The organism is Citrobacter portucalensis, assembly GCF_023374935.1.
GTDB classification, from domain to species: Bacteria; Pseudomonadota; Gammaproteobacteria; order Enterobacterales; family Enterobacteriaceae; genus Citrobacter; species Citrobacter portucalensis.
Map to the genome: position 1 here is coordinate 3,022,557 of NZ_CP092466.1, position 23,874 is coordinate 3,046,430.

At 51.8% G+C, this 23,874-nt stretch carries 31 protein-coding genes and 1 pseudogene; 2 read left to right on the plus strand and 30 right to left on the minus strand.

Translation table 11 applies throughout. The features are described from left to right. Nucleotides 1–9: 9 nt before the first annotated feature. The 20 genes from gpJ to LY264_RS14845 all read right to left on the minus strand — a co-directional run bounded on the left by gpJ (nt 10) and on the right by LY264_RS14845 (nt 18,762). Nucleotides 10–3,411: a phage attachment tail tip protein J gene (gene gpJ, locus LY264_RS14750; protein ID WP_071692214.1), complete on the minus strand. Its 3,402-nt coding sequence runs from the start codon at nt 3,409–3,411 to the stop codon at nt 10–12. 72 nt (nt 3,412–3,483) lie between these two features. Then, entirely contained in the window at nt 3,484–4,161 is a 678-nt protein-coding gene (locus LY264_RS14755; RefSeq protein WP_071681833.1) for a tail assembly protein, read from the minus strand. Continuing rightward, the gene (locus LY264_RS14760; protein WP_249457346.1) at nt 4,059–4,793 is read right to left on the minus strand and encodes a C40 family peptidase; all 735 of its coding nucleotides are present in this window, start codon (nt 4,791–4,793) and stop codon (nt 4,059–4,061) included. Before LY264_RS14760 ends, LY264_RS14755 begins: the two co-directional genes overlap by 103 nt. An 11-nt stretch (nt 4,794–4,804) precedes the next feature. Then, nucleotides 4,805–5,500 carry a phage minor tail protein L gene (locus LY264_RS14765; RefSeq protein WP_046670530.1) on the minus strand — a complete coding sequence of 232 codons (696 nt, stop codon included), beginning with the start codon at nt 5,498–5,500 and terminating at the stop codon, nt 4,805–4,807. An 8-nt stretch (nt 5,501–5,508) separates the two neighbouring features. Next, nucleotides 5,509–5,808, minus strand: coding sequence for a phage tail protein (locus LY264_RS14770; RefSeq protein WP_196238998.1), 300 nt, complete (start codon nt 5,806–5,808; stop codon nt 5,509–5,511). A 33-nt stretch (nt 5,809–5,841) separates the two neighbouring features. After that, nucleotides 5,842–9,132 carry a phage tail tape measure protein gene (locus LY264_RS14775; RefSeq protein WP_044700552.1) on the minus strand — a complete coding sequence of 1,097 codons (3,291 nt, stop codon included), beginning with the start codon at nt 9,130–9,132 and terminating at the stop codon, nt 5,842–5,844. Between the two features lie 247 nt (nt 9,133–9,379). After that, on the minus strand, nt 9,380–9,742 hold the full coding sequence (locus tag LY264_RS14780) for a phage tail protein (RefSeq protein ID WP_044700554.1): 363 nt from the start codon (nt 9,740–9,742) through the stop codon (nt 9,380–9,382). Between the two features lie 62 nt (nt 9,743–9,804). Continuing rightward, nucleotides 9,805–10,287, minus strand: coding sequence for a major tail shaft subunit (locus tag LY264_RS14785; RefSeq protein ID WP_044700555.1), 483 nt, complete (start codon nt 10,285–10,287; stop codon nt 9,805–9,807). Nucleotides 10,288–10,320: 33 nt separating this feature from the next. After that, nucleotides 10,321–10,722: an HK97-gp10 family putative phage morphogenesis protein gene (locus tag LY264_RS14790; protein ID WP_044700558.1), complete on the minus strand. Its 402-nt coding sequence runs from the start codon at nt 10,720–10,722 to the stop codon at nt 10,321–10,323. Next, the gene (locus tag LY264_RS14795; RefSeq protein ID WP_046670528.1) at nt 10,719–11,108 is read right to left on the minus strand and encodes a hypothetical protein; all 390 of its coding nucleotides are present in this window, start codon (nt 11,106–11,108) and stop codon (nt 10,719–10,721) included. Before LY264_RS14795 ends, LY264_RS14790 begins: the two co-directional genes overlap by 4 nt. After that, complete coding sequence (locus LY264_RS14800; protein WP_044700562.1) at nt 11,077–11,427, minus strand: phage head closure protein; 351 nt, start codon at nt 11,425–11,427, stop codon at nt 11,077–11,079. Before LY264_RS14800 ends, LY264_RS14795 begins: the two co-directional genes overlap by 32 nt. Then, nucleotides 11,424–11,741: a head-tail connector protein gene (locus tag LY264_RS14805; RefSeq protein ID WP_003832371.1), complete on the minus strand. Its 318-nt coding sequence runs from the start codon at nt 11,739–11,741 to the stop codon at nt 11,424–11,426. The genes LY264_RS14800 and LY264_RS14805 overlap by 4 nt, the downstream gene beginning before the upstream one ends. Next, the gene (locus tag LY264_RS14810; protein WP_044700565.1) at nt 11,722–12,099 is read right to left on the minus strand and encodes a hypothetical protein; all 378 of its coding nucleotides are present in this window, start codon (nt 12,097–12,099) and stop codon (nt 11,722–11,724) included. Before LY264_RS14810 ends, LY264_RS14805 begins: the two co-directional genes overlap by 20 nt. 97 nt (nt 12,100–12,196) lie before the next feature. Continuing rightward, nucleotides 12,197–13,483, minus strand: coding sequence for a phage major capsid protein (locus LY264_RS14815; RefSeq protein WP_044700568.1), 1,287 nt, complete (start codon nt 13,481–13,483; stop codon nt 12,197–12,199). A gap of 72 nt (nt 13,484–13,555) precedes the next feature. Continuing rightward, the gene (locus LY264_RS14820) at nt 13,556–14,476 is read right to left on the minus strand and encodes a S49 family peptidase (protein WP_071692215.1); all 921 of its coding nucleotides are present in this window, start codon (nt 14,474–14,476) and stop codon (nt 13,556–13,558) included. 36 nt (nt 14,477–14,512) lie between these two features. Continuing rightward, nucleotides 14,513–15,772 (minus strand): phage portal protein, encoded by a 1,260-nt coding sequence (locus LY264_RS14825; RefSeq protein ID WP_044700572.1) that lies wholly within the window; start codon nt 15,770–15,772, stop codon nt 14,513–14,515. Then, a complete protein-coding gene (locus tag LY264_RS14830; RefSeq protein WP_003832363.1) occupies nt 15,772–15,951 on the minus strand; it encodes a hypothetical protein in 180 nt (59 codons plus the stop codon). The genes LY264_RS14825 and LY264_RS14830 overlap by 1 nt, the downstream gene beginning before the upstream one ends. Next, nucleotides 15,945–17,672: a terminase large subunit gene (locus LY264_RS14835; protein WP_016150031.1), complete on the minus strand. Its 1,728-nt coding sequence runs from the start codon at nt 17,670–17,672 to the stop codon at nt 15,945–15,947. Before LY264_RS14835 ends, LY264_RS14830 begins: the two co-directional genes overlap by 7 nt. Then, on the minus strand, nt 17,669–18,166 hold the full coding sequence (locus tag LY264_RS14840) for a phage terminase small subunit P27 family (RefSeq protein WP_003832359.1): 498 nt from the start codon (nt 18,164–18,166) through the stop codon (nt 17,669–17,671). Before LY264_RS14840 ends, LY264_RS14835 begins: the two co-directional genes overlap by 4 nt. A 233-nt stretch (nt 18,167–18,399) precedes the next feature. Continuing rightward, a complete protein-coding gene (locus LY264_RS14845; protein ID WP_047715729.1) occupies nt 18,400–18,762 on the minus strand; it encodes an HNH endonuclease in 363 nt (120 codons plus the stop codon). Nucleotides 18,763–19,037: 275 nt separating this feature from the next. Between LY264_RS14845 and LY264_RS14850 the strand changes: the two genes are divergently transcribed. Then, nucleotides 19,038–19,577 carry a cytochrome b gene (locus tag LY264_RS14850; protein WP_044700576.1) on the plus strand — a complete coding sequence of 180 codons (540 nt, stop codon included), beginning with the start codon at nt 19,038–19,040 and terminating at the stop codon, nt 19,575–19,577. A 372-nt stretch (nt 19,578–19,949) separates the two neighbouring features. Here the strand turns inward: LY264_RS14850 and LY264_RS14855 are convergent, their stop codons facing one another. From LY264_RS14855 to LY264_RS14880, 6 genes and pseudogenes are all read right to left on the minus strand, one after another. Beyond that, complete coding sequence (locus LY264_RS14855; protein ID WP_001100119.1) at nt 19,950–20,123, minus strand: GnsA/GnsB family addiction module toxin; 174 nt, start codon at nt 20,121–20,123, stop codon at nt 19,950–19,952. 204 nt (nt 20,124–20,327) lie between these two features. Beyond that, on the minus strand, nt 20,328–20,558 hold the full coding sequence (locus LY264_RS14860; RefSeq protein ID WP_000756041.1) for a hypothetical protein: 231 nt from the start codon (nt 20,556–20,558) through the stop codon (nt 20,328–20,330). Nucleotides 20,559–20,631: 73 nt separating this feature from the next. Beyond that, nucleotides 20,632–20,820, minus strand: coding sequence for a cold shock small protein YmcF (gene ymcF / locus LY264_RS14865; RefSeq protein ID WP_057069020.1), 189 nt, complete (start codon nt 20,818–20,820; stop codon nt 20,632–20,634). Between the two features lie 10 nt (nt 20,821–20,830). After that, entirely contained in the window at nt 20,831–21,043 is a 213-nt protein-coding gene (gene cspG, locus LY264_RS14870; RefSeq protein WP_000066494.1) for a cold shock protein CspG, read from the minus strand. A gap of 378 nt (nt 21,044–21,421) precedes the next feature. Next, nucleotides 21,422–21,586, minus strand: a pseudogene (locus tag LY264_RS14875) (DUF2514 family protein); the annotation flags it as partial. Between the two features lie 28 nt (nt 21,587–21,614). Then, a complete protein-coding gene (locus LY264_RS14880; RefSeq protein WP_044700634.1) occupies nt 21,615–21,812 on the minus strand; it encodes a hypothetical protein in 198 nt (65 codons plus the stop codon). Nucleotides 21,813–21,977: 165 nt separating this feature from the next. On the opposite strand from LY264_RS14880, the gene LY264_RS14885 reads away from it, so the two are divergent. Then, nucleotides 21,978–22,127: a YnfU family zinc-binding protein gene (locus LY264_RS14885; protein WP_230133456.1), complete on the plus strand. Its 150-nt coding sequence runs from the start codon at nt 21,978–21,980 to the stop codon at nt 22,125–22,127. A gap of 75 nt (nt 22,128–22,202) precedes the next feature. On the opposite strand, the gene LY264_RS14890 is transcribed toward LY264_RS14885, so the two are convergent. From LY264_RS14890 to LY264_RS14905, 4 genes are read right to left on the minus strand one after another with little or no spacing between them, the layout of a single operon-like run. Next, nucleotides 22,203–22,433, minus strand: coding sequence for a hypothetical protein (locus LY264_RS14890; RefSeq protein ID WP_000990801.1), 231 nt, complete (start codon nt 22,431–22,433; stop codon nt 22,203–22,205). After that, nucleotides 22,430–22,945, minus strand: a complete 516-nt coding sequence (locus LY264_RS14895) for a DUF2514 domain-containing protein (RefSeq protein ID WP_044700581.1) — start codon at nt 22,943–22,945, stop codon at nt 22,430–22,432. The genes LY264_RS14890 and LY264_RS14895 overlap by 4 nt, the downstream gene beginning before the upstream one ends. Continuing rightward, a complete protein-coding gene (locus LY264_RS14900) occupies nt 22,942–23,490 on the minus strand; it encodes a lysozyme (protein WP_046670524.1) in 549 nt (182 codons plus the stop codon). The genes LY264_RS14895 and LY264_RS14900 overlap by 4 nt, the downstream gene beginning before the upstream one ends. Beyond that, on the minus strand, nt 23,462–23,740 hold the full coding sequence (locus tag LY264_RS14905; protein WP_003832349.1) for a phage holin: 279 nt from the start codon (nt 23,738–23,740) through the stop codon (nt 23,462–23,464). Before LY264_RS14905 ends, LY264_RS14900 begins: the two co-directional genes overlap by 29 nt. Between the last annotated feature and the right edge of the window lie 134 nt (nt 23,741–23,874).

The window sequence follows — 23,874 nt, forward strand, 5'->3', positions numbered from 1 at the left end:
TTTCTGTCATTAACTGATTGTTATCCCGGCTGATGACTTTTTCGTCACAATAACCAGCAGGTCACTGATTCGGGAATATGGCCAGCCGCTGCTGTTACCATGTGTATTGACACTGAAACTCAGCGTCATCCGTCCGCTCCCGGCAGGCATATCCAGTGTCCGCGTAAAAACGGCCGGTACACCTCTGCTTGTCTGGTTGTATATCTCCACCCCGTTTTTCCTGACAGTCAGCGTACAGTCATCCCATACGTCATTACTGGTCTGGCTGTCATACGCTGCACCCTGAAAGGTAATCCCAGGAATGGAAACCTGTCGGTCAAAAGACTGGTCATCTTCAATCACGACTGTCAGTGTCCCGTTGGCGTACCGTTTTTCACCGTTACTGGTTATGAAGTAAGGGAACTCCCTGCCCGCTGCCTTAACAATATCCCCAAGAATACGCTCGGCCCGGAGCGTCCCCTTTATGGTGCAGTTTTCCTCAATCGTCACATTGTTGAGAGCACCAGAATTCGCACTAATATGGCCGCTGATATCCGCATTACGGGCAGTCAGTTTTCCGTCAGGTGTCAGCATAAAGGTCGGCGGGTTCCCGCCACTGGTGATAGTGGGAGCCGTCAGATATTTGAGGAACACCTCGTTCATAAATATCTGATTACCCTGAGCCACAAACATCGGGGTCTCATTGCCGTTTGCCGGGTCGATAAACGCGATACGGTTTGCTGCCACCAGGAACTGGCTTACCTTCCCTTCTTCCGTGTCTTCCATGCTCAGGCCCAGACCAGCCACATAGTGCTTCCCGTCTTTGGTCTGCTCTATCTTCACACCCCACATGGCATTCCATTTGCCGTTCGCGTCCTGCCATTCTTCCGAAAACTGATCCAGCCTGCTGGCGTTGTCTTCCGTCAGCTCCACCTTCTCCAGCAGCTCTTTCCCCAGGTGGCTTTCGGTGATTTTCCCTTTGAAGAAATCCAGGTAGCCCGCCGCATCGTTGCTGGCCTGCCCTTTAGCCTCCACGAACGCCGATTTCCCGACCTGGTTCACGGCCCGGATATAGAAGTAATAATCCTTGCCGGGTTTGATACTGCTGCTGGCCGCAATCCAGTACAGCGCGGTGCCGAGATAACGCGCATCGGTTTCCACCTGGCGGGTATCGGCAATCTGCGTATCTGTAAACCAGAATTCATACTGCACCGTGGGGTCATATACCGCCTGGCGCGGGGTGGCGGTTATCTGAAAATAGCCGGGAGTCAGCTCAACATAAGACGGTACTGCCGGCGCGGCGATGCTGAAATCCGTGCTGGCCGGATCGCCCTGCTGGCCCTGGCTGTTCACCGCCCGCACCGTCAGGGTGTAACGTCCCGGCGTCAGGTTACGGAAAGTATGCTCCGTTTTTGTCAGGATCAGGCTGCTGGCCAGCCGGTCGCTGTTATCTTCCGCTTTCACCGTCAGGCGCAGGGAGAAGTTAACCCCCTTAACCACACGCGGGGTATCCCATCGCGCCCGCGCCTGATACTGCCCCTCCTCTGCCAGAATCTCTGTGGTCAGGTGCTGCACGGCAGGCAGCGTATTCGTGATACCGGTGTCCGGTAACGGATCAAACGTCGCCCCGTTGTCCACGATGCTCGCTTTCTCCGGGACATGCTGTACGGCGGTAATGGCATACGTGCCGTCATCGTTTTCCCGTATGGCCACACAGCGAAACAGGCGCTGGCGCAGGTCCGGCAGTTTCAGCCCCCACACGCTGTACTCCGCCACGCCATCGGGTAACTGGCTGACGGTCACGGAGTCCGGGGCGGGGTGCGCGGTAACTGCGACGGTAACAGGCTGACCATCGCTGCCCACCAGGTTCAGCACCACATTGCCGCCTGGCGGTATCTCCACCTCACGGTCCAGCGTGAGCGTGCGCGTAAGGCTGTCGACCGACAGGATTCGTCCGCCCACGGTCACACCGGCATAATCACTGTCGCAGATCTCAATGATATCTCCGGGAACATGTCGCAGCCCCTCAGCCCCTACGGAAAAATCCACCGTCTGCGTTTCCAGCAATTCAGTGGTGATGGCCCACAGTCCGGCGCGGTGCGCCTGCCCACGGCTGGTACAGGCGAATGCATCCATCTTCAGAACGTTGCGACCGTAGCGCCGGATGGCAGCGTCGTTTTCCACCAGTTCGGTGGACGTTTCCCAGCCGTTGTTCGGGTCGGTGTAACGGACCTCGGCAGCATTGTGTCGCTCTTTCAGTGCGCTGAAGCTGTAGATGAATGGCGCACCGTCAGCGGCCATGACCACATTACTTTGTGTATAGGTCCAGACTTTATCGGCGGGCCGGTCCTGCACAAACGTCAGGGTGCTGCCGTTCCAGACCGGCATGCAGCGCATCAGGGAACAGAAGTCCCCCAGCACATCCCATGCTTTACGCTGGTCCGTCAGATACGCATTGCAGGTGATACGCGGCTCTGTCCCGCCAAAACCGTCAGGAACAGGCTGATCACAGTACTGTGCAATGGCATACAGCGCCCACTTGTCCACATCGGCAACACCAATGCGGCTTCCCATGCCATAGCGCGGGTGAGTCAGCATATCCAGCACACACCAGGCCGGATTATCTGTCCAGGCGGGTTTAAACGTCCCGTCCCATATTCCCGTACAGGTCTGTTTTAACGGATCGTAATTCGATGGTACCGGCACAATACGCCCGCGCAGGTGATAGTTTCGCGTGACCTGCTGGCTGCCAAACTGCTCCGCATCCACTTTTACCCCGATAACGGCGGTGTTCGGGTAGCACTGTTTCACATCGATGATTTCGGTAAAGCCTGACCACACCGTTTTGTTCTGCAGCAGGTCTGTCGTACTGTCATCAGTGAGGCGCAGCATGCGGACTTCAAAAGGCCGGGGCGGTAAATCATCAATCACCACGGATGCCAGAAACTGCGTGGTCGTTTTCCCCGTAATGGTGATATCCCGTTCCGTTCGCCACAGCCCATCCCGCCGAAACTGGATCAGCATCTGTACGCTGGTCGGGTTGCGGTCACCTTTGGTACTGGTGCTGACCAGCGACTGAACACCAAAGGTAAAGCGCAGACGGTCCAGCGTTTTGGTGGTAATGGTGCGGGTCACTGGCTCTGACTTCTTCACCTCCACACCCAGCAGGGTTTCAGCGCCGGAGTCTTCGAACCCCTCCATCGCGGTCTGCTCATCCTCCCCCACGCGATAAACCACAGTGACACCGTGAACCATCGCGTTACCGTCGCTGTCGAGGACCGGCGTTTTGTTAATTCTGACACTTTTCAGCCCGTCCACAGGACCTTCAATCGGCCCCTCGCAGATGGCATCAACAACCGTCAGCATCTGGCTGGATTTCAGGTCGTCAGGAGCCTCATGCGGCGTTTTACTGCTGCCACCCCCCTTACCCATAATCTGTTCCCTCTGAAACGACAAAACCGCCCGGAGGCGGTTCTTTGCAAATACAAATATGCTGCAAGAATGTCAGCGACCGATGATCACCACCTGCCCCCCACCACCTTCATCCCGTGTGCTGATTTCCTGGGAAATTGTGCGGGAGCCGACCAGCATTTCACCGTACAACACCGGCAGGGCATTACCCTGCGCCACCAGATTGTCCAGCGACGAAAAATAAGTGTTCTGTTTGCCGTTGTCGGTCTGCCGGGATGAGGGGATTTTTGCCTGGGGTGTCAGCATCTGCGCTACCCCCCCCAGCATCATGGCCGCTCCCATAGAAAACAGGACTGAAGATGCTGAAATAGCACCGGCAGATAACGCTGCTCCCCAGGCTGCCAGTGAAGCTCCTGCTGTAAAAAAGGACGCGGCTATTGCCACTGCTCCCAGCACCACCTGGAACAGACCACCGGATTTAGCCCCAGCCATGCGTGGGACAATATGAATAATGGCACCGTCTGGCAGCGGCTCGTGCAGACGGGCTGACAGGCTGGTTTCATTCACATCCAGGCCTGCAATGCGTATCTGATACCAGCCATCATTCATTTTCTGCCGGAAGCCCGGTATCTGCATGGCCAGCGCGTAAATGGCCTCGGCCCCCGTTTTTATACTGAGGCTGAAGCGGCGGCCAAATCGTTGTAAATCCCCGTGAAGGCAGACTCGTGCCATGCCCGGTGTCGCCATATGGAGTGTGTGCGGCGTTGCCATTTGTCGGTATACCTCTCGCGTTTACTGAGCTGGTCAGGAATATGGTGCAACAGTTCCCCGTCGCCGCAGTAAATCGCGGCATGGTTGGCAACCGATGAACCAAAACAACAGATCAGAATGTCTCCGGGCTGTGTCTCTGCGGCATTCACCCGGTAAAAGCCTGTCGCCTCCAGGTTATCCAGATACAGATTATCCCCCTGCTTCCACCAGTCCTCCCTCCGCGCAAAATCCGGCATCTCAATCCCCGCCAGATGGTACGCATCACGGAACAGGGTGTAACAGTCCGTCACGCCATGCTCAAATGCCCGCCCGGTGAGGAACGGCATGCAGCGAAATTTGTATATCCGGTCATCGCAGACCAGCCACCACGGCAGGCCACTCTGCACCTGCAGGCGGCGATCAACATCGCTGAGATTCGGCAGGCCATCGGGATGGCTGTGGACCAGGGCCACCACATCGCCCGCCACCTGCGCCTGAAGGTAATCTGCCGGATCCATGCGGAAATACATTGTCGGTTCAGCGGAAAGATTCTGGCAGGGAAAATACCGCTCCCCGGCAGACGTCTTCACCACATAGCCGCACGATTCAGCCGGCGCACACGCAGCGGCATGCGCCAGGATATTTTTGTTCATGGGTGTATCCATCAGGAGAGACGGTTAATCGAGAGGAAGCAGCCGATGCGCGGCAGGTTATCACGCAGCTCGCAGCCAGTACGGCATTTGCTGCAGGCATCTTTTGCCGGGTCTGCCGTGGGTTTGTCAAATTCATCCGCCACAGGCGGCCCGGCATACCCACACTCCTCAGAACGGTAGGTCCAGTTGCAGACATCAGCCAGCATGATCCGCGCCGGAAACACGCTGCCGTCCGTTTCGGTCGGCGTGGCCAGCACAAAGGTCGCCGTGGTGGCTTTCAGCTCTGACAGTTGTTCAATCACCCAGCGGCTGACTACTTCCTGTTCCGGATCGGCCTCCGGGTTGCCGCCTGTAAAGTTCACCGCATCGAGAAAACGGGCGTACACAACATGCCTTACCACCGTGGCCCCGACGAGGCTCTGCATATCTGCCGCAAGTCCCGTAACCATGCCAAACAGGTTCGACACCGCCAGCGTCGGGCGGGCGGTAGTCCCTTTCCCTACCAGGTCGAACCCGGTTCCCTGTATAGGGTAAACGTCATACTTCCGCCCCTGCCAGGTGACCGGCTCGCCCTTCTCATTCGCTTCATTTGAAAAATAGTAACGCTGGCCACCAAAGGCCGTCAGGTCGATTTCCCACAAATCAATGCGGGCCGACTGCTCGGTTTTCGTGGTTTCGTTGAGGGTGTTCTGAGGTATATCCTGCATAAGGATCCTTAAGCAATGACCTGCTCAAATTTACAGCTGAAATCAGAATACGTGACGTTGTCCGTAACAGACCATTCCCGGCAGACAACTTTAATCGTGCGGTTGTATTTTGGCGGTCGCCACAAAAAGGCTTTATATCCTCCATGCTCGACCAGAAACGCTTCAAGTGCGGTGCGGGAATTGTCCGACGTGATACGGAAAACAGGCTGGAAGTTAATTAACTGATGGTTGAGTCCGGTCGGGCGACGTTGCTCATAGCCATCCCCAAATTTTATGGTTGTCACCGAAGGGGAAACAGAAGACGGCATCCCCTCCCTGGGTGCCCAATGAAAGGTTTTCACTTATCCTCCCGCCAGCATGCCACCATCACGTCCCTGAGTTCTCAGGATACTCATGACACGCGTATCGATCATTTTGACCAGCATCTGCGATGCCTGCGGCCCTATCTGCCCGTTTTGCCCGTCATTCTGAATGGCAATGTGATACACAGGTGAATAAGCAATCCCCCCATTCATACCACCACCAGAGGAACCCGGGTCACCCAGCGCCCTGACACCCAGCTTACCGTCAGTCGTTTTCGCCAGAGGCATAATGGCTTCCGGACCAGCCTCACCAAACACGCCAGCCCCCTTTGCAAAAGCAAACAGGGTCGGGCTGTCATAGATGCCGTTGCTGTAGGCACTTAATGAAGGTGAGTCATAAACACCGCCCTTCGCATTAAAACTAAAACTGCTGATGGCCGTGCCGGTGCTCGCGGTGGCTGCGCCGCCAAAAAGACTGCCGCCGATACCCATAATGGATTTCAGGATGGTGTTGGTAATCAGCGCCTGCGCTGCCATATCGACAAGGTTTTTAATCACCGACTGTGTCAGGGAGGAAAATAACCCAATCATCCCGTCCCGGAGTGTCTGTGTACCATTCAGCATGCCGGTCAGCATGTTGGAGGTTCGCTCCTGGGTGGTTTCCATCAGGCCAATGGCGAGGCTGTTCAGGTTTCCCTGCGACTTATAAAGCTCCACCGCCGTCTGGTACTGCGCATCAGCGGAATCTTTATCCGCCTTTTGCTTCAACAGTTCGTACTGCTCTTTGTTGATCGCATCGTTCTGGTAAAACGCCTGCAGCAGTGACTGACGCTCGGCCAGTTGATTGCGCAGTTCTGCCAGCGGATCAACCGTCCCGGCGATATCAATCAGAGGGGCAGACATTGCCGCTGCCTGTGCCTGTAACAGTTCGCGGGCCGTACTTTGTGCCAGCGTGATTCTGGCCGTCTGGTATTCCTTTTCATCCAGAATACGGGCATTCAGGAGCGACTTCAGCTCCTGGCTCGCTTCACGCTCTTTCGTAAGAGTTGCTCTGGCTGGCGCATACTGTTCTGCCAGTTCGAGGCGCTGTTTCTGATAGTTTTCAGCATTCAGCAGCAAAGTCTTCTGAATATCAGCCTCGCTGGCTCCGTCAGCGCGGGCGGCTTCAAGAAGTTTTCTGGCGCTTTCCTGCTCCTGCAGGTTGATACGTCCGAGACTGGAGGCATGCGCCGCTTCGATTTCACGCCGCAGTTGCTCATACTGGTTAACCTTCGACTTTTGCCCCTTACCAGTATCCCCGCCTTCCCCGGTCCAGGGGGTATCAGGTTTATCACTCCCTGTTTCATTCCCTGGTTTATCCGGCTTCGGTGTGGGATCGGTTTTCCCTGATTTAGCGTGTTCTATGGCCTCTTTGACAATTTTTTGCCGTTCTTTGAGGAGTTTTAACCCCTGCTCAACGGCATCCAGATCCCCTTTGTAGCGGGTTTTATCGTTCTGTACGCCTTTAAGTTGTCCGAACGGATCGAAGCCACTCAATCCATCAATACGGCTTTCCGCATCCTGAATTTCTTTAATCAGTTTATTTCGCTGAATAACCTGATTCTCAAACTGTTCATCAATGTCCAGCTGCTTCACGTTGAGCTGGTTAAGCGACAGTTTTTTTAGCTCTTCATTCGTTTCAACAACAGCATTTTTCAGGTCAATCGCTGACTGGCGGGCATTCTTCGCCTGATTATGGAAATAGAGCAACGCCGAACCGGCAAGCATCGCCGCCCCCACTGGACCGCCCACCAGTGCCAGCGCCCCTCTGGCCATACCTACTGCTGCAGAGGCCGCGCGGGCTGAAATTGAAAGCTGTTTATTGGCAGCATTCAGCTGGCTCTTTGCCTGGGTGGAAAGCAGTGTCTGCTCGGTTTCCTGGCGGATTAAGCGGTTAAACTCGCTCTGGTAACTCACGTTAAGGCCAAATTGTCTGGCGCTTTTCTCCATTTCCCGATAACGCCCGAATTCTGCGTTATTCTGTGCCAGCGTAGCGGCGGTACTTTCCAGCGTTTTTCGCGCCATATCGGCCTGCGCCATCGCGCTGGCCCTGACTGCCTGCTGCTGCTCAACCCAGGCACCGATGTTCCCCCTGATACCTGCCGTCAGTTTTGTCGCCAGAACAGGAATCAGTGTATACAGCGCAACGTTGGCGACCGTATTAAAATTATCCGTCAGGCCATTAATGGCATCGGTAACGGTCTGAACACCACTGCGCAGCGGGCCGTTTCCGCTCTGTCCTACCTTAATAATCAGACCTTCAAAAGCCGAAGTCAGGCTGAGAAGATCGCCGTTCAGGTTATTTACCCTGATTTCGGCCTGCTCATGCGCGGTCTGCGTACCGGTCAGGGCGGCGGTCAGCGACTCCACCTTCTCGCGGTTCTGCACCAGGATGGATGCTGCGCTGAGGTTTTCCACCCCGAACAGCTTTACGGCCTGTTTTGTTGACAGGTTTTTTCCCGCCAGATTCTCCAGCGCCTGGCTCAGCCCGACAACAGAAGGCTTCAGGGTCTTATCCGTTCCTTTCTCCAGATTCAGGATCACGTTGCGCAGTGCGGTCCCGGCTTCGCCGCCTTTCACTTCGCGCTCCGCCAGTACCTGTATGGCGGCATTGAGGGTTTCAAAACCAACGCCAGCCTGTGCCGCTGCCACCCCGCCATTTTTAATCGCGGCAGCAGTATCGGCTATCTCCGACGAGCCAAATTTCGCGCCAGCAGCCAGCACGTTGATATACCGGTCGGCTTCACTGGCTCCCGCCCCAAACTGGTTTAATGACAGGGCCAGCGTTCGGGTGGCATCCGGAAGCGTGGTCCCAGCGGCCTGGGCCAGCGTTAACGCGCTTTTGGTCGCCGCCGTCAGCCCCGCAGAGGTGCTCAGCAGTTCAGGCTTTGCCGAAGCCATCAGCTTAATCGCCTCAGCGGCCTGTGATGCGCTGTATTCCGTTGTGCGGCCCATTTCCTGCGCCGCCTGATCGTACAGTTTCATCTGCGCACTGGTGGCACCGGTGATAGCCTGCAAATCCGACAACGACTGGCTGTACTGCCGCGTGGTGCTGATAATGGTACCCAGCGATAAACCCGCCCCGGCAAAACCTGCCAGCCTGCCTGCCAGCCCCGATACCGAAGCAGAAACACGCTTATAGGCATCCTCCGTCTTTTTCGCATCAGCCTGGGCATTGCGGTTAAACTGGCGTGACTGACTCTCAGCGCTGCCGTAGGCGCTCATCAGCTGCGATTTAAAGTTCGCTGCATTCAGATGCAGCCCAACGGCAAGAGAGGCAACGTCACCCATTACATTAATACCTTCATGACTGCCGCACACTGCGCATCCAGACTCTGGTTCGCTGCTGCGGGTGATTTAACAGGGGGCGGGTTATTGTCAGAACCTTCTGGCGAAGGCTTTTTGAAAATGCCCTGTTTGAGGAAGAAAGCACGCCAGTGAAAAAGCGTGTCAGCCGGAAGCGCCGCAATTTTTGACGGGTCAGGCTCGCCCCAGCGGTCGGCCAGCCAGAAAATTAGCTCCAGCCAGGGCGAGTCACTCAGTTTTTTTCGGCGGTTTCCAGCTTACCGATGCCGTGCTTTTTCACTTTGTCGATGGCATCCAGAAGCGCAACGTTATCGTGTGCCGCCAGCAGCTCCTTCGCCGTGGGTTTGTCTTTGGCTTTAATCGGGGAGCCGTCAGGCTGAACCAGACTGTCGATAACAATCTGTACGCTCAGCTCTGACGCCATGCGGGCGTTGCCAGAGGTCTGTGCCTCGATGAGCGCATCTTCATGATCAATAAGCTCAGCCGCCGTCAGCCGGCGAAGGTAAACCTTTGTACCGAAGATTTCGGTTTTAATTGGAGAGGGTTTTGCGCTGAGCAGGGCCTTTTTCAGTTCGGAGAGGCTAAATTCAGACATGATGTATCCTGTTTTTCAAACGAAAAAAAAACGCCCGGAGGCGGTGTGTAACGGGAAACGGATTACGCGCCGGCATCTGGCGCCGGGGCGGCAATTCCCCATTTAATGTTGTTTTGCTTACCCTGCACCGTAATCTGGATAACTTCACTGGCAGGCGCTGTGATTTCGTTCATCTGCCAGCCTGAAAGCGCAAGGATCATTGAAGCCGTTCGTTTGTTCGGCAACTCAACATAAAACTGAACGGTCTTACGCTGTTCTGCAGCATTGAGGAACGCGGTGAAATCTTCGTTTTCCGGGTCGTCAATGAATCCCAGCGATTTCTCCGGCCCTTCCGGCAGGTCTGACACCGACTGCTTACTCTTGTCCAGCAGGGTGGTACAGTCGACAAATCCTCCCGTCTGACCTGTCGCGCCCAGCGCCTTACAGTTAATCAGAGGTTTCAGCGCCGCCACTGCGGCCCCTACTTCGCCAAACTTCACCACCGTCCCGGCAGGAAGCATTGCATACTCAGGGGATGATTTTGGCGTGTTATTTTCATCAGCCATAATGATTCTCTCTTAAATAGTGGGCAGCGGTTGCTACCTGTTCTGAATGCCATTGCGGATTTCTACGGTCAGAATGCGCAGAATCTGCTGGACGTTGTAATCCAGTGCCGGACGGATGAACGGATTGGCAACCTGTTTCACCGTACCGAACTCCTGGGCCAGCGCTTTCATGTAATGCTTTTTGCTGGGGCCAACCCGAAGGATGACCACCGTATTTCCGCTACCTTTCCGGGTGGATGAACGAATTTTGATGGAATCACGCATATGCTCTGCAGAGGACGCATCGTCGAAGCCGGCATGTTGTTTCATGTCTTCTTCAACCACTTTCAGCGCCTCACGCCCTGCATCACGTAACACCTTCATGCCGACCTTTTCACCGAGCGCAGTAAGCTGCCGCTCCAGCTCGTCCAGCCCTTTTACGTCCATAGTGATCATGGTGAGGCGTCCCGGTAGTGAAAGGTGAAATCCCGCACGAGCCGGTACTGAATATTGCCGCTGGTCAGTACCGTTTTACTCTGCTGTATTCCACCCCGGACCACATTCTGCACGGGAAAACCCTCCAGATGGCCATGCACGATAGCGGTCCATTCCGCGCTGATTTTCTTATCCAGCTGTAACAGGCGGGTGTAGTCATTAAGCAGATGAATCGCTATCTGGAAGCGCCCCGCAATCAGGCCTGTGCGCAACAGTCCGGCGTACAGTTCCGGATCCGAGATACACTGGTAAGTAATCCCCTCCTGCAACTCATCAGGCAGGAGCAGAGGGTAAACATTCAGCCCGGTCAGGCGTTCAAGTGCTGTCTTTAATGCCAGCTCGATCATGACGTGCGTCTGCCTCCCCTGTGATGATGATGCGGTCCGCAAGACGTTCGACGTTACGAACGGTATAAATCCGGTCAGACGTTGTTATTTTCCAGTCGATATCAATATTCAGGTTCGGATGAGTGGTAAAAAGACACGTTTCAACAACCTGCAGTTGATCCAGTGTGCGGACCTTTCTGCCCGACACCAGTTCGCGCTTCGCCCAGGCTTTCCCGGTCGCGACCAGTTGTTCCGGCAGATGTTCACCCAGCGGCCCCCGGCCGGATTGCATATACCCAATCGAAAGACGGCAGGTCATCTCTTCCGGCTTCAGGCTCATACGGTGTTCTCCTGCAACGGGAAAAGAAGGTGCCGGACCGCAGCCGTCTCCAGCCACTGACCGGTGAAACCATTCAGATACGCATCCCCGACCAGATACTGCATGGCCAGCTGGATATCTTCATCCGCCACAAAACCGCGTACCCCTTCCGGCAGCGCCTGCAGTTCGTCATCGCTTCCCACCAGTTTGCAGTAGTAGTCACGCTCAATACTCTTTTGCGCAGCCGCCACCATTTTAGTGAGCATGTCGTCATGCTCCGTGAAATCCGGCTCCAGACGGAGCTGGGTTTTCACATCATCCAATGTCAGTATCATGGTCATCGGCTCCCTTGCGGGGACTCAGCGCCTTTTCCGCATCTTCTGGCCATACCGCAATATGGCGTTCAACCAGTTTCTCTGCATACTCAGCATCAAAACAGGCCGTATCACCGCGTGAATAACGATGATAGGGTCCCAGGAAAAAAACCGCTTTCCGCGCCACTTCTGCTCCCGTCAGGCCCGTGGCCCCGTTTGTTTCACTTCCGGTCAGATCAACACCTGTATCACCTGAACCCGCTGCAGTATTCTGACCGCCATCCCCGTCCACTGTATTTTCCGGCGTCAGTTCATCCGGCTTTTTCACATCACCGGCTGCAGCCGCCGCTGCCGCTGCTTTTGCCGCTTTCGTCGTCATCGTTTTGCTCCTGAAAAGAAAAAACCCGCTGCTGCGGGCCTGGGGAATTACGTGCTTTTACGCTGTGCGACCGTGGTCGCACAGAGTGCAGGACCGGTTAAAACAGCACTTTTGTCCCGAGAACAAGACCTTCCGGATGACGGAAGCCGATATCGTGCTCCGTCACCACGCGGATCAACGACTGGTTACGGGAGAACGCGGAAACCAGATTGCCATCCCCGTCCTGGTAGGAGGCTTCCTGCGAGAACGACACCTTCATGTTGCCGTCTTCACCGATAACCACATCATTAAAGTCAGCGAAGTAAATTTCCGACTCTTTGCCTGCGTCACCGAGGTTTGCCGGGATAGCGCTGGTACGCTGAATCTGAAATCCCTTCAGGATCCCCTGGGCCATTTCCGGGTAGACCTTGTTACCGTTACCGTCGCGCAGACCGAACAGTTTCATGTAGGTACGGTTCGACATACCCCAGCCGCAGCTGATCATGTTGCTGTTGCCGTCCATAGCCATCAGGATGATGCTGTCGAGATAGGTATCAATCGTCTGCAGATTAACCTCTGCAGCAGCTTCCCACGGCAGCAGGCGGTTCCACTCAGTTGCCCGCGCTTTCATACCGACAGGCGTATCACCGGTACCGTCATCGCGCATAAAGGCTTTATCTTCACGAACAGAAATCGCGGTCAGAATATCCTGCAGGACCAGCTGCTCCACGTTGTAGCCAGCACGACCAATCAACTGGTTGGAGATTGGCACCATCGCAATCATGGTTTTCGCAGTGAGTTTCACATCATCAAAGCGGGCTTCTGATACTTTCGCATCCTTGCCTTCCCCGGTGTAGCTCGCCGTCGCACCACCGGCCAGACGCGGCAGCGCCATATTGCCGTTCGGCAGCGGAATTGAGCGCGCGCCCAGCTTACGAACGATAGTGCGATCGCGCAGCAGCTCGATCACCTCGCTGTGGAGGTTTTGTGGAATAAGAACGCCACCTGACGCGGCGGCAGTATTGATGGCCATCGAGACAGACTGGTCATTCAGTTCTTCAGCTGCAAATTTTGCAGCGCCCTGGACGTTACCCTGTGCTGCCGCAATCGACATCACCAGACGGGTCATGCCTGCGCCGGTATATTGCTTTGGCTCTGCCTTAATGCTGATACCAGGAGCCTGCTGTGTGGCTTTAACCGGTTTGGCGACAAGCGCTGCAGCACGTTCAGCCGCTTCCAGACGCTCAATCTTGGCGCTGATATCCGTGAACTGCTGCTGCAGGCTGGCAAATTCGGTTAACTGCTCCGCTGTCAGCGTACCGCCACCAGTTTCTACTGCCGCCAGTACCTGAACCTTCTGATTAATACCCGCACGTTCACGACGCAATTCTTCAATCTGTGGCATAGTTTTCTCTCTTTTTTGCATAAAAAAAGCAGCCAACAGGCTGCTTTCTGGTAATGACGCGTTAGCGCCGGGTCACATTCTGGTTTGCAGGTCCATCGCGGCGGCCTGCAACTTTATGGAAGTGGTTCGTTGAGGTTGTTTGTACTTTGCTGCAATGGCATTAATCGCAGACTGAGGATCCGAAACTTCATCGGCAAGACCAGCAGAAATGGAATCAGCGCCGAAATAGATTCCGGCCTGCGTGTTAATCACCGTCTGAGGGGCAAGATTCCGGTATTCCGCTACAGAGGTAATAAACGTCTCGTACATATCGTCAATCATCCTCTGGAACATTCCCCGAGCGTCTTCACTCAGTGGCTCATGTTGTGTACCGTTATTTTTGTTATCTCCCCGAAAAATCGTGGTGAATGTTAACCCCATTTGCTCTTCCATCCTGGAAGTATCCATGTGTTCCATAATCACTCCAATCGAGCCGACTCCACTGGTCTGGCTGACTACAATTTTGCTGCAGGCCGAAGCGATAAAGTAAGCCGCAGAATAGGCGCTGTAGTTCACAATTGCAGTAATAGGCTTAGTTTGACGTGACTGGAAAATATAATCGGCCAGTTCCTTGCATCCAACCGCCGCACCACCACCAGAATTTATATCCAGCACAATTTCACTGATGGAAGGGTCATTTAATGCAGCATGCACCTGGCTACGTATGCGCTCATAGCTGGTAAGTTCAGAACACATTGCAGTAATTTGCCCACGACGCGGAACCAGAATGCCGTGAACAGGAATAACTGCCATTCCACCAGCTGGTTGAACCAAATCTGGCGCCTGATTGTTATCAGGCTCCTGCGTCATGTGAATTCCAGCCTCTTCTGATAATCCCTGAATACGGGGAACCAGCACAGCTTTTACAGAATCCATTGTCTGTCGTGTCACGTAATGTGGTACACCAAAGACCATAGCCGCCAGATGCGGCAGATTAATTAAATTTTTTGTCATGATGTTTACCGGGTCAGCCCGCACTGCGGGTGATATTCAGTTTCTGGACAGAATAGAGTTGATTTCTGCCAGTTGTTTAGTTGTTGGCGTGTTATTGCCAGGTAAGATTTGTTTACTGTCGACCATATTCAGAGGCGTCAGGTATTTGTCCCCTCCGGCGATGGGTGGAAGGTTCTCCATGCGGCGAATATCATTAACCGATAACCACCCCCACTGGCGGCCTAATGCATAAGATTCATAACGCGACTTCTGATCCCCGCGCAACAGGCCAGAGACATTGAATTCTATGTACAGATCACTGCGCTCGCTGGGTAAAAGCAGATCGCGCATTAATGCGCCTTCATGACGCTTCAGCCAGGCCAACAGCGTGTACATCACAAACTGCAGCCCCTGGTGCTCAATGTTGTTATTCGTGGCTTTCGCCAGCATCTGCACCATATGAGGCGGGATTTTATAGAGTCGGCACACTTCCTCCACGCCCCACTGACGGGACTGCAACAGCTGCGCTTTCTCATTGTCCTGAGATAACTGCTTGTAGCTCATCCCTTCCTGAAGCAATGCAACAGAGAAGGCGTTTCTGACACCGGAATATCTGTCCGTCCACTTTGCCAGCAGGCGGTCGATAGCATCCTGGCTTTTGATCGTCGGGGCGTCTTTTGGTCGCTCAATAACGCCGCTCATCGTACAGCCACGGCGAAAAACCTGAGAAGCGTGCTCTTCCACCGCCAGACTTAACCCAAGAACGTCTGCGTTCGTCTGGATTGGAGAGCTACCGATATAACCATCCAACGAGAAAACTTTCACATGATGCATCATGCGCATTGGCAACGTTTCGCCAATTTCGGGGAGTTCATAATAGGGCATCCCGTCAGGCCCTTTCAGGACGATGACTTTTTTGGGATTAACCGGGATTAATTCCCTCGGGAAACCTTTCCCGTCCCTGTCGATGATCGAGTAGCAATTCCCCTCCAGACCAAGCAGGCCCTGCTGCTGTTCAAAGTATTCAAATGAAGTGTCTTTTTTGTTGGGCTGGGAATGAATCAGATCATAAACAGGGTGGTCAGTCGCCCGTTCACGGCCTCCGTTAGCGCCTCGCCTGTAAAGTTCACACGGCAGCTGCGCCACCGATTCTGCCAGAAGCGTTACACATGCCCGGACCGCCGATAACGCCATTGCGGTTTCAGAAGTGATAATGATCCCCGCCTTACTCTGGCTGGAACTCACACCACCCAGCATCGCCTGCCAGAAACTACCACCAGACTGAGATTTACCCCGAAACATCAGGGGAATGAACATTATTCACCCCCTGATTTAATTACGCTGGCAGACATTGATTTCGCGATTAAAAATGACCACAGCAGGCAGATTGAACCGCCAGTAATAAGCCCGGCTGCAGGTGAAATAAGCCAGGCACCGGCAGACAGTAACGCGGCTCCGGCGAGGCCGATAAAAAAACTTAAAAATGTCATTAGCATGCTACATCTTCCTCGTCGTAAACGGATGAATTACTCGCCCGGCTATTCAACATTGCCCGTCCGATTGCCATAATCAGCGAAACCGCGCCATCGATTTTGTTTTCGTTCTGCTCTTTGATGGGTTTAACCACATCGTCATTACCGGGCAAATACTTCCCGACGACGTTGCTGATACACCAGCTCATAATCGGGTTCCCGTCGTGATGAAAGCGGCCTGACTCAATGGCGGCTTCCAGCTCCTTCGTCGGATCAGACATATTGGTGTAGTTCTGAACAATAGTGATCGGATTAAGGCTTTCATCAGCCAGATCATGTGAAAGCCCCGTCGCGCCGAAAGGGTCAATCGGTGACTCACTGACTGGGTTGAGCTTGTTTGCCGCCTTGGCCTCTTCAAGGATGTAGCGGTAATCAACTTCAGCGCCATCAGTAACTGTAAGCAGTCCCATTTCAACCCATTTCTGAAATCGCTCCGCAGTACGACGATCTTCGTTCTTTTCAACGCTGAATACTGCGTCGTAGGGAACCCAGAAGCGGGGAGCAACGCTGTAGTAATGTGTCTTGCCGTCAATTTCCCTGGTGAACAACCGCGCCATACTGTTCATATCCAGCTTGCGCGCCAGGTCGAAAGACAGAACACATGGCTGTCCTTCGAATTGCTCCAGCGTAAGTGTCTTATCCTCACAGTTCTGCCAGGAAACCAGGTTGTAGAAAGCGGCACGGGCTGCAACCCAGATGTTGAGGTGTTTAGTTTTAAATACACCAGCCTGACGGGCGTTATTAATAGCTCTCTGTTGCTGGCTGAGGAGAAAGTCACGATAGACCGACACGCCCATATTCGGGTTAGCTTTTTCCAGCACTTTAGGATCGGTCCAGTCATCCCCCTCGTCGACGGTGTATATCACGCCGAACAATTCCTCATTCGGTACTGTGCCGTTCAGCATCTCAATCACTTCACGCCGTTTGTCGTAGCATGGACCCTCAATGTTGTAACCCGCCGTCGTGATCGCCCACATTAGTGGTTGTCGCCGCGCCCCCATACCCGTCAGCATAGTGGTGTAGAGCGAATCTGTGGGATGTTCGTGATACTCGTCAACAATTGCACAGTGCGGTGAAGCGCCGTCCCCAGGGTTACCAATCAGCGGCTCAAAACGCGCGCCATCTTCTGGCCGGTTCAGGTTGGACGCATTAACTTCAATCCCGAACGCTTCCACCAGCAGCGGGGTGCGCTTACACATCAGACGAGCTGGTCTGAATACTTCCCACGCCTGTTTTTCAGTTGTGGCCCCGGAATATACTTCAGCGCCAAACTCGTTATCACAGGTAAAACAGTACAGCGCCACACCTGCCGAAATAGCTGATTTCCCATTTTTACGCGGTATCTCCGTGTAAACCTCGCGAAATCGTCGAAGCTTCGACCCTTTCTGGACCCAGCCAAAGGCGCAGCACACAATAAACAGTTGCCATGCCTCCAGAGTGATCGGCATCCGCTTGAATGCCCACTCTCCTTTTGTATGTGGCAACAACTGGATAAATTTCGCGGCCTTTTCTGCCATGTCTTTATCGAAGCGGTAACGAAATTTCTTACTCTTTTCAGCCGCCATGTCATCGATATGACGCTGGCAGGCCTGAATGACAAACTGGCACGCCGGAATTTTCCCCCGCACAACGTTGCGGGCGTATTGATTCGCGGCGTTTACGTTGGGGTACGATTTCCGGCTCATGAGTTGATCATCTTCAGGAATGGGTTAGAGGTTTTCTTCTGTCCGGCAAGGCCGATTAGGCGTTGTCGACTGCTGGGATCAAGGCCAAGCATGGAGCCGGTAGAGCTCATCTCCGATTCCTGCTCTTTCTTTGCGGTTAGCTCAGGGTTTTTTATCTTCCCCCCCATAGCACCAGTAATAGTCAGCCCTTCTCTGGCGATATTTTTAACCGCCCTGCGCCAGAACTCATATGCAACACACCAGCGCTCAAGTACGGCAAGATCGGTAACACACAGTAATCCCTGTCCACATAATTCTTTCGTGGTCAGTTCCCACATGACGGCCGCCATTGGCAGACCATCATCCTCAGAAAACCAGTCAGGTGGTGCCACACCTTTAATCGGTGTGAATACAGGTTCCTCTTTATTCAGGGCTCGTTTGCCGGGGTTCCCTGCCAGCTCCTTGCGCGCCGTTGGCTTGGGGCGACGCCCGGAACGCCCCGCCGTTCCAGCCATAAGCGACACTCCTGGTTAAATTTCATTTTTCGCGGGTATAAAAATGCGAGGAAGCGGGCAGTCCTGAAGTGCGAAAGGAGTCAGGGATTTGATCCCCCCTTCCCCAGACATCCGTCTGATTTAATCGAGATGAAAATCGTAATTCAGATTGCGGCGACTACAACTGCTCGCATTGTGCGAACAGGAATTCGAAAAATAGCCACTCAGCCCACAGTATATGTAATGGGCATAACTCATCGAATACGATCTCTTGCTGTCTTTGCTCTGTGGCATTCCCAGCACAACGACTCAAGGTTGGAATCGTCATCAGTACCGCCATGAGCTTTTGGAATGATGTGGTCAACGCTTTCCGCTTTCTTCGCTATCTTCTGCCGGCGATGGTTCTGACACAGGTATTTATCACGCTGAAGGATACGCGCTCGTTTAATTTCCCAGAGCCGCCCATATCCACGTTCTTGTCTGCTCTTTCCTGACTGATAATTCCGCCAGCCGTCACCAGCATGCTGCTTTCGGTGTTGGTCACAATATCCGCTGACATCGTTGGTGATTGCCGCACACCCTTTGTGTCGGCATGGGCGTTTAGCACGTGCTGGCATCGGCATAGTCCTGTTTGTTGGATACAAATTGTGTAATAGGCGGAAAGTAAAAATGAACCAGTAGTTGATTGAAAGTTCTCATAAATAGCGAGAATCAGCGTGGTTCTTGCCCCGTAACATCAAGGATTATCAGAAAGAAATAAAAATGAGAATTATTATCAAAACATTCAAGTGAGATCGCTGGAATAACAAACTCTTAATCTCTCAACAAAAATAAGGATTTGTTAAGCTTCATGATTTATGGTCGATGTAATACACCGTTTGAGGCAAGAATAATGGTCAAATTCTCAAAACTTCAGATTCGCTTACACTGGCTAACCCTGATATTAATAGCGATAACCTATGCAGCTATGGAGCTTCGTGGCTGGTTTCCCAAAGGCAGTAACACCTACCTTCTCATGAAAGAAACACATTACAATGTTGGGGTGTTTGTCTGGTTTTTAATGATAATACGATTAATTATTAAACATAAGTATCATGATCCAGCTATCACTCCCCCCCCACCAGCCTGGCAGATGATGGCTGCTAAAATAATGCATATCCTGCTGTACATTTCTTTTTTGGCTCTACCATTATTAGGTATTGCAATTATGGCTTACGGTGGAAAGGACTGGAGTTTATTAGGTTTTAACGTTGCATCGTTCGTTACTCCTGACGGGGAAACAAAATCACTTATCAAAGATACTCACGAAACACTGGCAAACATCGGATATTTTTTAATCGCAGCGCATGCTGGTGCAGCGTTATTCCATCACTACGTCCAGAAAGATAACACTCTTTTGAGGATGATCCCTGATTGTAACGATAAGAAATAAATACAAATTTTAATGTTTAACATTACAGCAGGCACTCAGTGAATGTCTGCTGTAATGCCTGCTCAGCCAAGTTGAAGCACACCGTGTTCTTTTGAATCAGAGAATGCAACAAACCCAGTGTATTCGGGGATAGTGTTCCGTCATCAGCATCAAATGCTGAAATGGTTGCGTGAAGAATCAAAAATGCTCCAAATCCCGCGCCGCTGCTGCCCCTCGATGGTCAGAATCGTCAAGGAGGACCCGTTAAAAGGTAAGCAGAAAATCTGTGGTTAGAAGTGAAGGCTTTGACAACGTTCTAAATTTTATGACAGAAATAAAAAAGCATTACCTTTCAAGATAATGCTTTTTCACTCGAACTGAATCTTATAACAATTAGATTAATGTGATTTTAATATCATAGCTTTCAAGCCCAGTCATTTTTTCACGAGCATTAAACTGGATATCGGAAACTTCTTTTCCTGTCTTTTTTTTGAGTTCAATAATTTTTTTTGTGATGAATTCAGAAATATCCGCTTCAGTTTTTCTTTTTAAATCTTCGACGTTCATTGTTTACCTCTCTTGATCTCTAACGTATCAACGCCAAGCATGTTACATTCCCCGTAGAGCACTTGTATAAGCGCTGATATGTTTAAAAGATAGAATAGAAAGACTCAATTATCAATAGTTTGCAGTACAATCTTCATACAAAAGAGCTCGCGACCACACAAACCACTGTACTAAAATCCGGGTCGGTCACGAAACAACCAGATCTCATTTCAAAAGCTTCGATGCTGCCTCGAGGATCTCTTCTGAACTGACATCACGATCAGAGGCTACATAAACTATTTTATGGTCTCCTGTCAGAGATGGAAATCCCGCTGACATCACGGGTAGGTGTGCTTTTTCCCCATTGGGAAACTCACGCATTATCGTAGTAATACCTTTCATTACGGTTACAACAACTGCAGGTTCTGCATTAAAAAAAACGATGACTTTTTTCATAATTTTACCGTGATGTCTCTTACAGAGATTGTCGGTTCAGCATACAAAAAAGGCTCCATAAGGAGCCTGAAATTTATTTTCTGAATTCTAACGAAGACTGACCAGAACGAATGTACAGTGCAATATTATCAAATGTAATCATTGTTGATTTGCAAAAAATACATTTTGCTCCGAAAGGATTTTTTTCAGTAACATCAAAGTTTGACGTTCGGTACTGAGATCCGTGGCAACACGGACATCTGAAGTGAATATTATTAGTAATAACAGTTACCTTATACAGCCACGACATTAACTGCCGTGGGGCCTTTAGGTCCCTGTTCAACACTAAATTCAACTTCCTGATTCTCATTCAGCGTCTTGAAATCATTACTCTGGATAGCAGAGAAGTGAACAAACACATCTTTACTACCATCTTTTGGAGTGATAAAACCAAAACCTTTTTCAGGATTAAACCATTTAACTAAACCAGTCATTTTATTAGACATAAACATTACCTTTATTGAGTAAGCCCTTGGGCAGAATGGTCCGAAAAAAATTATCAGAGAGAAAAGCTAACAAGGAAATCTCAACAGGAACAAGGAATAAAATTATTACAGCGACTGCTTCAGATAAATTCGTTACAAACCAGACATTCATTAACGCATGATTAACCAAACATAGCAAGGTTTAGTTTTGTAAGTAAATCTCAGTGGGTTTTGATCATAAAAATTAATTTAAATAGCTTAAATCGAAAATTATGTCATGCTGCGTAAGACCTTTATCTATCACCCTAAGTTGTCAGGGATTTTGACTCAAGGAAGAGTCGTATTTCCTTCATAGTAAAAATTCACAATTTTATCCACGAAAACCGTCAACATCTTAATTTATAGAGCTATTATTTTTCCTCTACGGTTCATTGTTAGTATTTTTACGGACTCATAAATCCGCTCACATGTCATTCCTGCCCGGTAGTTTTCATCAGCGCGTTCAGCATGGTATCGAGCTTCTTCTGTCAGGCTTCCTGGCATGTCTACGAGCATTGTGGTGTCATGGCGGATGGAAAGTTTTGTTGATTCGTTAGTTATCGAGCTGTAGAACGCTATGCTCTAGCGACTTGGAATAGGCAATCAGCCCGGTGTACTCAGGGATAACCTCGCCATCATCCGCTTCGAACTCAGGGATTGTTCCGGTAGTGATGGTGTATTGTGGCTGGCCATCTTCTTTTGCGAAGGCAGCCAGGTCTTCAATCTGCTTAGCTGTAAGAACTACTGTAATGCTCATTCCTCAGTTGTTAAAAAGCCCCGCTATTGCGAGGCTTGATTGATTATGGCTAACGACTACATCGTAACGGTTATAAAAGAAGCTATTAGCCAACATGTGGTGTATGGTTGTTAACCGCCCACCAGGACAATAAACATGTCGATACTCAAAGATATCAAGATGCGTACTTTACGCCATGTGAAAAGTACTTGTCCTCATTGCTCCCGCCAGTCAAAGCACAGTCTGTCGAGAATAAAAAACAATATAACGTTAATTTGCCCCTTCTGTGGAAACATCTATCTTCCATCGGAAAGCAAACCAATAAAGTAACTGATTGACTACCAAATAAAACTCATACTCTCAGAATGTGGCAAAGCAGACATAACCTTTTATTGTTGTTCTCATTTAAGAGAATGTAACACCCAGAGTGGAGAGGTTTTTTTTCTTCTCCACAATACGGCGATCAAGTTCAGCCACTGCATGCGGGCGTATGGCATCAAGAAAGGCGTTATCCTGATAGGTAGACTGGATTGTCACACCAAGTCCGGCACCACTTTCCAGTATGCTTTTCTGAAGTTGTAGTTCTTTTATATCGTTATTGAGGTAATACGCTTCACTTAGGTTTTCTGCGTTCATCTTCTAACCCTGTTGTTGTTTGACTGCCTCACTGAGTCGTAAATGCGCTCACACGTCATTCCTGCCCGGTAGCTTTCGTCAGATCGCTCAGCATAATATCGAGCTTCTTCTGCAAGGCGTCCGAGCATGTCGGCGAGCACTGCGGCGTCGGCTCCGGCTGTTTTGCTTCTGACGGCAGTGGCAAGATCTGCGGTGTGCTTTGCGGCGTCCAGGCGGGTGGCAAGCTTTGTTGCTTCGGTACGCAGCTGGTTAACAGTGGCAGACAGGCCAGCAGCAGTGGCAGCAGATTTAGCGGCTTGTGCTTGTGCATCTTTTACAGCCTCATCACGGGCAATTATGCGCCCTTGCTCAATCATGCGGGCGGCGGTCTGCGCGTTCGCTGTTCGCGATGATTCCGCGCTGTCACGTTCCGCCCACTTTTTTTCCCAGCCGCGGCTGCTCCATACACTACCCGCGATGAATGCGATGGCCACCAGCAGAGAAATGGCAATAAACTGATAGCGCAGGCTCACTGGTCTATCCCCCAGCACGCCAGTGCACTTTCCTGGTCTCGTCGTTCAACCTGTCCATAGCAACCATTCTTCTGGCCTTTGGTCAGACGACAATCGCGGCCACCGTCTTTAATCCACCAGCGGATCGCCTCACATGCCCCTTTTGTATCTCCGGCGTTGATACGCTGGTAGAACGTTGACGGGAAGCATTTGCCTGGACCAATGTTGTAAGGACAGAAAGAAGCGATACCTGCCTTCTGCTGCTCACTCAACGGAACTTTTATATTTCGTTCAACCCATGCCAGCGCCTTGTCGCGTTCTATGGCGTTTACCTGGGCACATTTCTCAGCAGAAAGCCTCATGTCCTGAACTACTGGCTTACCATCAACCATCGTGGCGCCACGGCAAATCGTCCAGAGCCCTCCGCCGTCGCGATACGCCGTCAGACTATTACCCTCTTTCTCATCCAGAAACTGATCGAGAATAACTGGCGCGGAGGCTCCCGCAAGAATCAGACCAACGACCGCTGCGCTCAGTTTATTCTTCAGCTTTGGTGACATTGCCATTAAGCCGGTCCTCCCTTTCCTTTTTCCTGTAATACCAGTTCACAGCACAGGTGATAACGGTGCATGCAATACCGACAATAATTGCCCAGTCACTCAGGCTTAACCCTGCAATTCTGTCGGCCAACATCCAGGACACCTCTTTTGCTGTTTTAGCTGTTTCGGCATATGCCTTCGCTGATACACCGCAACCGGTCAGCGTGGTTCCTGTTCCATATGAAAGTCTGCTGTAAATGGTGCTCATTCTGGTCATAGCCTCACCTCCGATTCTTCGGATGGCGCTGTGTGTGATTAAAGGGTCAGGCTTCACGGGCTGGATTTATCAACAAAGCACGTAGCGGATGATTCCCGTGAGCCTGAAATGAAAAAGGCCGCCATGCGGCAGCC